6 protein-coding genes are annotated in these 10,023 nt (G+C 72.7%); 5 read left to right on the top strand and 1 reads right to left on the bottom strand.

The genetic code is table 11. From position 1 onward, the window contains the following. Nucleotides 1-33 precede the first annotated feature (33 nt). Complete coding sequence (locus IF83_RS0127790; RefSeq protein WP_030548839.1) at nt 34-765, bottom strand: WHG domain-containing protein; 732 nt, start codon at nt 763-765, stop codon at nt 34-36. Nucleotides 766-984: 219 nt separating this feature from the next. On the opposite strand from IF83_RS0127790, the gene IF83_RS0127795 reads away from it, so the two are divergent. The 5 genes from IF83_RS0127795 to IF83_RS0127815 form a co-directional block, all read left to right on the top strand. After that, entirely contained in the window at nt 985-2,355 is a 1,371-nt protein-coding gene (locus IF83_RS0127795; protein WP_158711123.1) for an FAD-dependent oxidoreductase, read from the top strand. Between the two features lie 151 nt (nt 2,356-2,506). After that, a complete protein-coding gene (locus IF83_RS0127800) occupies nt 2,507-2,920 on the top strand; it encodes a nuclear transport factor 2 family protein (RefSeq protein WP_030548844.1) in 414 nt (137 codons plus the stop codon). A gap of 51 nt (nt 2,921-2,971) precedes the next feature. Beyond that, nucleotides 2,972-3,838 carry an LLM class F420-dependent oxidoreductase gene (locus IF83_RS0127805; protein WP_030548845.1) on the top strand — a complete coding sequence of 289 codons (867 nt, stop codon included), beginning with the start codon at nt 2,972-2,974 and terminating at the stop codon, nt 3,836-3,838. A 779-nt stretch (nt 3,839-4,617) separates the two neighbouring features. Continuing rightward, nucleotides 4,618-6,651, top strand: coding sequence for an AfsR/SARP family transcriptional regulator (locus IF83_RS30765; protein ID WP_078843957.1), 2,034 nt, complete (start codon nt 4,618-4,620; stop codon nt 6,649-6,651). Between the two features lie 141 nt (nt 6,652-6,792). Further along, on the top strand, nt 6,793-10,023 hold a 3,231-nt coding region (locus IF83_RS0127815; protein WP_158711124.1), incomplete at its 3' end, for a type I polyketide synthase.

Below are 10,023 nucleotides of genomic sequence, written 5' to 3' on the forward strand. Positions count from 1 at the left end.
GTTGGCCGGTGGCCGGACCGGCGGCCGGCCGGGCTAGTCGCCGGCCCCGCCCACGGGAACCGTGAGCCCGATGCCCTCGGCCGCCACGGCGACGGCGTAGTCGAAGAACGCGGACTCGTCCCTGACGCTGTCATGGGTGCGGCTGAAGACCTGGAACACCAGCAGCCCGATCAGGCTGCTCCACAGCACGATGCCGCGCTCGATGACGTCCGAGAACGGAGCCGGCGGCGTACCGCCGAAGACCTGTACGGCCTCCGGCAGAAGCAGCGGCGGCCCGGGCACCTCCCGGCGGGGCGGGGCCAGTTCACCGGCCTCCAGGGCCGACCGCACGATCCCGGCCAGCACCGCGGGGGTGCGCGCGGCGGGCGGGACGGTGTCCTGCGGGGCGTGATAGCCCGGCACGGGCGAGCCGTAGATCAGCGTGAACTCGCCGGTGTTGGCGAAGGACCACTCCCGCAGCGCGCGCGTCACGGCGAGGAGCCGCGCCGCCGCCGTGGCCCCGGCCTCCCGGGCGGCTTCGTCGGCCAGCTCCATCGCGGCGGCGGACGCGTTGTAGGCGTCGATGACGAGGGCGGTCAGCAGATCGTCCCGATGCGGGAAGACGGCTTCCACCTCGCCGACGGTGAAACCGCCGGCCCGGGCCACGGCATCCGGGGAGAGCCCTCCGGCGCCCAGGTCCACCAGCAGTTGGCGCGCAGTGGACTTGAGGGCCGCCTCCGTCGTTCCGCTGTTCTCGTCGGTGGTGCTCGTTCCGGAAACATCCATGGCCGAACCGTAGCGGTCGGTTATCGCCGCCCAGAAGTCCGGTCGCGCGAGCGCCCGGGGCGTGCGTTGTGATCCGGCCACGTCCCGGTGGCGAGATCAGGTGTCTCTGCGGAGTTGAGCAATCACGGAGGCGACGTCCCCGGCCCCTCGACGCAGACTCACCTGGAGACCCGGTGATCCACGGGATCACGGAATCGTCATGAAGGTGGGTGCGTAGGCGTGCTCGGTAGGCATGCGGTCGTCATCGGAGGCTCCATAGCCGGCCTCACCGCCGCTGGCACGCTGGCCAGCAGGTTCGAGAGAGTGACCGTCCTCGACCGGGACGAGCTCCCCGCCGACGCGCGGAACCGGAAGGGCGTACCGCAGGCCCGTCACGGCCATGCCCTGCTCATCGGCGGACGCCTGGCCCTCGAGAAGGTGTTTCCCGGACTCACCGCCGAGTTGACGGCGAGCGGCGCGGTTCCCTGGGACCCCGGCAACGACCTGATGTTCCACCAGATGGGCGCCTTCCGTATCCCGTACTCCACGGGGATGCTCGGGGTGAGCCTCACTCGTGCCTTCCTGGAGTACTCGCTGCGCCGACGGGTGACCGCTCTGTCCAACGCCGAACTGCGGGGCGGCGCGTCGGTCACCGGTGTCACCGGTGTCACCGGCCGGGTGACGGGCGTCGAACTCGACACCGGTGAGGTGATCCGGGCCGACCTGGTCGTGGACGCGACAGGGCGGAGTGACCGGGGGGACCGCTGGCTGGAGCAGGTCGGCAGCTCCCCGCCCGAGGTCGACACGGTGAAGATCGACGTCGGCTATACCAGCCGCCTGCTGCACCGTCTGCCCGGAGACCAGGTGACGGAGCAGGGTGGCCTGATCTACCTGATGGCCTCGATCTCCCCGAACGACAAGCGGGCCGCGGCGGCCTTCGCCGTCGAGGGGGACCGCTGGCTCGTCACTCTGGGCGGCTGGCACCGCACCTACGCGCCCACCGACCCCGCCGGCTTCACCGAGTTCGCCCGCGGACTCCCCGTCTCCCACATGGCGGACCTCCTGGCCCGGTCCGAACCGGTGGACGACAGCAACGCCCTGCGCTACACCTACCCGCACGCCCGGCGCCGCTTCTTCGAACGCCTGGACCGGCCGCCGGCGGGCTATGTGGCGATCGGCGACGCCGTGTGCAGCTTCAACCCCCTGTACGGGCAGGGAATGACGGTCGCCATCCTGGAGGCGCTCGAACTCGGCGAGTGCCTCGACAGCGCCGGCGGCCCGACCGCCGCGATGACGCGCAAGTACTTCCGCGCCGTGGGCAAGCTGCTGGAGATGCCGTGGCGCATCGCGACCGCGGGCGACTTCATGTTCCCGGAGACCGTGGGACCCAAAGCCTTTGGCACCGACCTCGCCAACTGGTACGTCGGCCGTGTCACCCGCGCCAGTCACACCTCGGTGGACGTGCACCGTGTGATGCTGGAGGTCCAGCAGATGCTCGCTCCGCCGTCGAGGCTCATGCGGCCGACGGTCATCGCCCGTTCGCTGCGCGCCGCCCGCAAGTCACCTGCCGTGACCTCGCCCAGCCCCCGTGCGCGAGCCCCCCTTCCGTGACCCGTCCGAGCCGCTCCCGGCGCGGCGCGCCCATTCGTTCGCGGCCCCCGGCCGCCGGGATGCGGCCGCCGGGGCGCGAGCCGGCCGCCGGCACCGTTCACGGCCGGGCACGGGACAGATCCCCTCACCACCGAGAATCACTGGAGGAACCATGCCGGAACTGCCCATCGACACGGTGAAGCGCCTGTACGCGGGCCTGTCCGCGTTCGACATCGACAGCGTGCTGGCCACCTGCGACCCGAGCGTCGAGATCGTCGCCCCGAAGTCGCTGCCGTGGTCCAAGGGCGAGTACAAGGGGCTCGACGGGGCCGCCGCGTACTTCGCCAGCGCTCTGACGCACCTGGACCAGGCCAACTTCGACTTCGAGGAACTGCTTCCGTCCGGCGACTGGGTCACCGCGTTCGGCTGGTGGAGCGGGCGCTTCAAGGAGAGCGGCAACGAGTTCAACGTCCGCTTCGTTCACTTCTGGCACATCCGCGACGAAAAGGTGGTCCGGGCCGAGGGGATCTCGGACACGGTGCCGATCGCGACCGCCGGCGGAACGCTCGTACCCGCCGGAAACTGACCCGGCCCCGGTGGCCCGGCCGACCCGTCCGTCCCGACCTGGGGAGTGCGCGTGAAGTTCGGTGTGTCGACGATGGTGACCGACGAGGGGATCGGACCCGCACAGTTGGGCCGGTCCCTGGAGGAACGCGGATTCGAGTCGCTGTTTGTCGGCGAGCACACACACATCCCGGTGAAGCGGGAGACCCCGTGGCCGGGTGGCGGGGAACTGGGGCGCGATCTCTACCGCACCCTGGACCCCGTGGTGTCCCTCACCGCGGCAGCGATGGTGACCGAACGCCTGATCCTGGGCGGGGGTGTCTTCCAGGCCACCCAGCGCGACCCGATCATCCTGGCCAAGGAGATCGCCTCGCTCGACCTGGTGTCGGGCGGCCGCGTGGTCGCCGGTGTGGGCGCGGGATGGAACCGTGAGGAGATCCGCAACCACGGGACCGACCCGAGGACGCGCATGGCACTGCTGCGTGAGCGCGTCCTTGCCATGAAGGCCCTCTGGACGCAGGACGAGGCCGAGTTCCACGGTGACTTCGTCTCCTTCGACCCGGTGTTCTCCTGGCCCAAGCCCGTCCAGCGTCCGCATCCGGCGATCATGGTGGGCGGCAACCATCCGGCCGCGGTCGAGCGGGTCCTGGACTTCGGCGACGACTGGGGACTCATCTGGCTGCCGATGATGCTGGAGAGCGAGACCGGTCTCGCCGGCCTCGTCGCCGACTTCCGGCGTCGCGCCGAGGAGAAGGGCCGCGGATACATTCCGGTGACCGCCTTTCAGGTTCCACCGGACGCCGAGGTGGTCGAGTCGATCGCCGCGGCGGGCGTGGACCGCGTCCTCTTCACATTGGACACCGCTCCCGAAGCGGAGACGCTGCGCAGCCTGGACGCGATGACGAAGCTGACCGGCGGCCCGGCTCGGGCCGGAGCCTGAGCGGCGCATCGGGCGGGGCTCGCCTGGCCGCCGCCCCGCGGACGAGTCCGCCGGCGGCGGACTCGTCCGGTCGCGGGCGGCGGACAGGCGGTGGCGTACCCCGTGCGGGCGCGAGCGGGGGCGGGAAGGTCTCGCGGCTCCGCGGCCGCGCCGCCGGAACGGCACGGGCTTGCCCGGACGGACGGCTCCGGACCCGGCGAGCATCCAGGTCTCCGGCCTCCGGGTGAGGCCGGCGGGCCGGACCCGGTCCGCGCCGGAGAGGTGCTCCGACCGGTCCGCCTCGGGCGTGCTCCGCGCGAGCGGCCGCACCATCCCGGTCCGGCCGCCGGCTCGCCACCGGCCCGGTGCCTGCCCGCAGGGTCCGCGGCGGCCGCCTCCCTCGTCATCGCCGGATCGCCGGCCCGTACGCGGCCGGCCGTCCGGTCGTTCCCATCGTTCCGTGCGGCCCGGCGCGGTGATCGGGTCATGCGGCACGAGAGTGAACCCGGCCCCGTCCGGGCCCGCGGCGGTGGGCGGCGAAAGTCCTCGCGGCGGGCCGTTCCGCGCCGGTACGCAGGCGGTGAGCAATGTCAGCGGTGACAGGTGAGCAAGCAATGGATACTTTGTTCCACGCTGCTGCTGCGGGGCCGGTGATGACGGTGCTCCACCGGTCGATGTGCGGACGAACAGGGCTTGACCGAAGGCGTGTACGCGATGTGGAGGTAGGCAGCTCGTCCTCGTGGTGAGCCAGTGCTGCACATGTTTTGTCCGAAGGTCAACGGCCGTCAGACGGGGGGAACATGCGGCTGGAACTGTTGGGTTCGGTGCGGGCGTGGTGCGACGAGGCGGAGGTCCCGCTCGGGCCACCGAAGCAGCGCGCCGTGGTCGGCGTCCTCGCGAGCCGTGTCAACGAGATCGTGGGCGTCGAGGAGATCGTGGACGCGGTGTGGGGCAGCGCTGTTCCGCAGACCGCGGCCAACGGAGTGCACACCTACGTCGCCGGTCTCCGCCGTGCCCTCGAACCCGGCCGCGGGCGGCGTGCGTCGGGCGGCGTTCTCACCTCCTCGGGAGGCGGCTACGCCCTGTGCCTCGACCCCGATCGTGTCGACGTCGCCGTCTTCGAGCGGCACCACGCCGAGGCGCGGCGCCTGCACGGCCAGGGGCGTGCCCAGGAGGCACTGCGGGAGTTCGACACCGCGCTGGGGCTGTGGCGGGGGGACGCGTACGCCAACGTTCCCGGTCCGTTCGCCGAGATGGAGCGCACCAGGCTCGCGGAGCTGCGCCTGACCGCCGTCGAGGAGTGGGCCGCCGACATGCTGGCCGTCGGCCGGCACACGGAGGCGGTTCCCGTGCTCTCCAACCTGGTCGCCAGGGAACCGCTGCGCGAACGGCTGCGCTGGTTCCTGATGCTGAGCCTGTACCGCAGCGGACGCCGGGCGCACGCGCTGGGCGTGTACCGAGAGACCCGCAGCCTGCTCAGCGAGGAACTCGGGCTGGAGCCGGGAATCGAACTCCAGTCCCTGCACGCCCGGATTCTCGCCGGGGATCAGGACCTCGTCTCCCGGGCACCGGACATCGCGGCCGGGCACGAGGGCCGCCGGACGGCCGCCCCCGCCGAGGCCGCACCGGCCCCCGTGCACGAGCCGGCCGTGCGCCCCGCCCAGCTTCCGTACAGCGCCCGCGGGTTCGTCGGCCGCGTGGAAGAACTGGCACAGCTGGAGTCCCTCACCGCCCAGGGCGGCGGAGGCCTCGAGATGCGCCCGACCCTGGTGGTCGTCGAGGGCGCGCCGGGTGTCGGCAAGTCGACGCTCGTGCTGCACGCGGCGCGTCAGCTCGGCGACCGGTTCCCGGACGGGCAGCTCTACGTGGACCTGTACGGGGCGGCCTCGCGGCAGAGGACCCTGAGCGCCATGGACGCCCTGGCGCAGCTGCTGCGCAGTCTGGGCGTGGCGAAGCCGGACCTTCCCGAGGACCTCGCGGGACGTACGTCGCTGTACCGCAGCATGCTGCACGGCAAGCGGGTGCTGGTGGTGCTGGACGACGCCGTGAACGCGGAACAGGTGCGCCCGCTCATTCCCGGCGGACCGGCGTGCGTGCTGGTCACCAGCCGGCGCGTCCAGCGCGGTCTGGTGGTCCGGGACGGCGCGTACCGCATCGCGCTCAAGCCGTTGTCTCCGGCCGAGTCCGTGAAGCTGATCACCTATCTGATCGGCGCGGGACGGGTGGAGGGCCAGTGGGAGGCCGCGGCCCAGCTCGCCGAGATGTGCGGGCACCTGCCACTGGCGGTGCGGATCGCCGCCGAGAGCCTGGCCGGGCGCCCCCGGCTGACGCTGGCCAACATGGCGCAGCAGCACGCGGCCGAGGAAGGCCGTCTCGACCGGCTCGCCGTCGAGGACGACGTGGCGGCGAGTCTCCGGGCGGCGTTCGACGTGGCCTACGACGCGCTTCCGGCGGACGGGGCACGGCTCTTCCGGCTCCTCGGGCTCCACCACAGCGGGGTGATCACGGTCGCCGTCGCCGCCGCGCTCATGGGCAGCGACCTCGCCCGTGCGGAGCAGGTGCTGGGTGTGCTCACCGACAACCACCTGCTGGAGGAGACCGGGGACGGCACGTTCCGTTTCCAGAACCTTCTGGGCATTTACGCGGCCGAGTGCGCCGAGCAGGAGCCCGCCCGGCACCGTACCGCCGCCCTGGCGCGATTGCTCCATGCCAGTCAATTCCCTTCGGATTCGGCTCGGTCATCGATAGCGATCGCTCCCGCACCGGTGTTGATCGGCCGGTCGGGCTGCAGACGGAGCCCATATCGCAGTATCGGCGACGCCCCCCACGAATAAAGCCGAGTAGAGCAATATCGGAGGTGTGTGCACGGGCGCCCTCTGAGAAGGTTTCCACCACGATTCCGTGCTCGTGTACAGGGGGTATTTGCCATGCGTGGTGGGGCAGGACGGCAAGCGGATTCCAGGCGCCCCGCCGGCGTGGAGGCCCCGGCCGCGAAGCGTGCGGAAACCGGAGATCACCATGGTGCGATCGCGGTCATCGGCTGGGCCTGCCGGCTTCCGGGGGCGAGGGATCCGGAGGCCTTCTGGCGTCTGCTGGCCGAGGGCGCGAGCGCTGTCGGTGAAGCGCCCGAGGGCCGAATCGTTCCGTCCCTTCCGGGACATGACTTATCACCGGACGGGACACGTGCGGTACCGGCACCCCGAGGAGGGTATCTCGATCACGTCGACAGATTTGATGCCGATTTCTTTGGCATTTCCCCCCGGGAAGCGGCCGCGACGGATCCGCAACAGCGGTTGATGCTGGAACTCGCCTGGGAGTGCGTCGAGGACGCCCGGATCTCCCCGGCGGCCCTCGACGGCACCGGCACCGGGGTCTTCGTGGGCGCCATGGCCGACGACTTCGCGAAACTCCACGGTCGTCCCGGTGCGGGCCCGCCGACCCGGCACACACTCGGCGGGACCCAGCGCAGCCTCCTCGCCAACCGGGTCTCCCGCACCCTGGGCCTGCGCGGCCCCAGCCTCGCGGTCGACACCGGCCAGTCGTCCTCTCTGGTCGCCGTGCACCTGGCCTGCGAGAGCCTGCGCAGAAGTGAGTCGGACACGGCCCTCGCGGCGGGCGTCCACCTCGTCCTCGACCCCTACGGCACCGCCGTCGTCGAGAAGTTCGGCGCGCTGTCACCGGACAGCCGCTGCTTCACCTTCGACGCGCGCGCCAACGGATACGTGCGCGGCGAGGGCGGTGTCGCCGTCCTGCTGAAGCCGCTGGCCCGCGCGCTGGCGGACGGCGACCCGGTGCACTGCGTCATCCGGGGCAGTGCGGTGAACAACGACGGCGACACCGACGGCCTGGCCGTACCGAGCGCCGCGGGCCAGCGGAACGCCCTGCTGAGGGCCTGCGAGCACGCCGGAGTCGAGCCGGACGCCGTGCAGTACGTCGAGCTGCACGGCACGGGTACCGCGGTGGGCGACCCGGTCGAGGCGGCGGCCCTGGGCGCCGCCTACGGCAGGACGAGGACCCCGGCGAACCCGCTGCTGGTCGGCTCCGCCAAGACCAACGTCGGCCACCTGGAGGGCGCTTCGGGCATCGTCGGACTGCTGAAGGCGGGGCTCGCCATCGAGCACCGGCAGGTGCCGCCCAGCCTGAACTTCGAGACCCCGAACCCCCGCATCCCGCTCGGCGCCCTGGGCCTGGACGTCGTGACCCGTCTCTCCGCCTGGCCGCGCGAGGAGCAGCCCCTGTACGCGGGCGTCAGCTCCTTCGGCATGGGTGGCACCAATGCCCATGCCGTCCTGACGGAGGCGCCCCCGCCCGTCCGGGCGGACGGGGACGGACCCCACGACGCCCCCGCGCCGGCGTCCGCCCGGGGGCCGCTGCCCTGGGTGCTCTCCGGGCGCGACGCCGCGGACATCGGCGAACAAGCCTCCCGGCTCAAGGAGTTCCTGGCGAGCGGCTCGCGGCCGAGGCCGGCCGACACCGGCTTCTCGCTGGCGACCACGCGCGCACACCGCCCGCGGCGGGCGGTCGTCGTCGCCTCGTCCGAGGACGCCTTCCTCGCGGGGCTGGACGCCCTGGCCCAGGGCACGCCGTCGGCCGGCACCGTTCTCGGCCCGGCCGCGGGCGCGGGCGCCGAGACCGCGGCGGCCGCCTTCCTCTTTCCGGGCCAAGGGGCGCAACGGCTCGGCGCGGGACGCGAACTGTACGAGACCTACCCGGTGTTCGCGGCGGCCTTCGACGAAGCCGACGCGCACTTCGACGGCCTGCTCGAGCGGCCGCTGAGGGACGTGCTGTGGGCCGCGCCCGGCAGCGCCGGGGCGGCACTGCTCGACCGCACGGCCTTCACACAGCCGGCGCTCTTCACCGTTTCGGTGGCGCTGTACCGGCTGTTCGAGCACTGGGGCGTCGTGCCCGGCGCCCTGATCGGCCACTCGGTCGGCGAGATCGCCGCCGCCCACGCGGCCGGTGTGCTCTCGCTGCCCGACGCGTGTGCTCTCGTCGCGGCACGCGGGGCGCTCATGGGCCGGCTGCCCGAGGGCGGTGCGATGACGGCCGTCCAGGCGGCGCCCGACGAGGTCGAGCCGCTGCTGCGGGGCACCGGGGTCTCCCTCGCCGCGGTGAACGGCCCGGGCGCGACGGTTGTCTCCGGCGACGAGGACGCCGTCGCGGCCGTCGCGGCGCACTGGGCCTCGCGCGGCCGCAGGACCAAACGCCTGCCGGTGAGCCACGCGTTCCACTCGGTCCGGATGGAGCCGATGCTGGACGCCTTCCGCGCGGTCGCCGGCCGGCTCGCCTTCCGCGCACCGGCGATTCCCGTGATCTCGAACGTGACCGGCCGGGTGGCCCGCGAGATCGACACCCCGGACCACTGGGTCCGGCAGATACGGGAGACGGTCCGCTTCCACGACGGGCTGCTGACGCTCCGCGACATGGGGTGCACCACCTACCTCGAAATGGGCCCGGACGCGGTGCTCACCTCTCTGGCCCGTGACTCCCTCGCCGGGACGGAGGGCCTGGCATGCGTCCCCGCCCTGCGCCGCGGCAGGCCGGAGGCGGTGTCCGCCGTTGCCGCGCTGGCCACCGCCCACGCCCAGGGCAGCGATGTGGACTGGCAGGCCGTCTTCCCCGGCGGCCGGCGGGTGCCGCTGCCCACCACCGCCTTCCGGCGCCGGAGCCACTGGCCCGCCGCCGCGCCGGAGCCCGCCCGGCCCGGGGCCGTGCCCGGGACGCGGGGAACGGCTCCCCCGTCCGCGCCCCCGGCGCCCGCGGGTCCGGCCGGCATGGCGTCACCGGAGGTGAAGGCCCCCGACCGCCGGCGGCTGCTGAACCTCGTGCGGGACACGGTCGGACTGGTCCTCGGGTACGGGCCGGACGACACCGTGGTCACCACACGCAGCTTCAAGGAACTGGGCTTCGACTCGCTCAGCGCGGTCGAGTTCCGTGACCGGCTCGGCGCCGGTCTCGGCGTGCGGCTCGCGCCGGCCCTCACCTTCGACCACCCGACCCCGGCCGGCGTCGTCGAGCATCTCCACTCCCTGCTGTCGGGGACGGCGCTGTCGGGGACGGCTCCCTCCGCCGTCACCTCCCGTCCCCGGCCGTCCGCGCGGGCCGACGAGCCGGTGGCTGTGGTGGGTATGGGGTGTCGTTTTCCGGGGGGTGTGGTGTCTCCGGAGGGTTTGTGGGGGCTGGTGGTGGGTGGGGTGGATGCGGTT

It is taken from the genome of Streptomyces albus subsp. albus, from assembly GCF_000719865.1.
In the GTDB taxonomy this organism is placed as follows: Bacteria; Actinomycetota; Actinomycetes; order Streptomycetales; family Streptomycetaceae; genus Streptomyces; species Streptomyces albus_E.